Origin of the sequence: Lactobacillus hamsteri DSM 5661 = JCM 6256 (assembly GCF_000615445.1) — a bacterium.
In the GTDB taxonomy this organism is placed as follows: Bacteria; Bacillota; Bacilli; order Lactobacillales; family Lactobacillaceae; genus Lactobacillus; species Lactobacillus hamsteri.
Window position 1 is genome coordinate 1 of sequence record NZ_BALY01000079.1, and the last position, 603, is coordinate 603.

Sequence of the window (603 nt, forward strand, 5' to 3'; positions counted from 1 at the left end):
GCATGGTAGTGTGATATTGTACAAGAAGAATTTTTTTCATAGAATACAAATATAAGGATTTTAAGGAGTTAGTTTGTAATGAAACATGCAATTATGGTAATTGGAAGTGGGACTAATGCAGATGTCTTACAAGAAACGATTAATGTATTAGATGATCCAGAGATAGATTTTTATATTCATTGGGATAAAAAATTTAATATACCTAAGCTTAATAGTGAAAAATCGAATATTCTTTTTTTGCCTGATAGAATTTCTGTGCAATGGGGAAATCAAACTCAAATAGAAGCTACTATAAAATTATTAGAAATAATAAAAAGTAAAAAGATCAATTATGATTATATTCACTTGATTTCTTCAAATGATATGCCTTTAATGACAGTAGATTATTTTAAAAAATATTTTAATAAAGAAGTATATCTTGAATATGATCATCCGATTACTTCTGCTATAATACACAGAGTAAGCTATTATTATCCAGCTAATATTGATTTTAGAAAACACAAATATATTCTAAAATTATTTAAATTATTTAATTCTATATTTAGAATTAATAGATTGAAAAATTTGAAAATCAAAAAAGGTGCAAATTGGTTTTCTATAAAA

At 23.7% G+C, this 603-nt stretch carries 1 protein-coding gene; it reads left to right on the forward strand.

The genetic code is table 11. The features are described 5' to 3' along the window. Nucleotides 1-78 precede the first annotated feature (78 nt). On the forward strand, nt 79-603 hold a 525-nt coding region (locus JCM6256_RS10435; protein WP_025081380.1), incomplete at its 3' end, for a beta-1,6-N-acetylglucosaminyltransferase.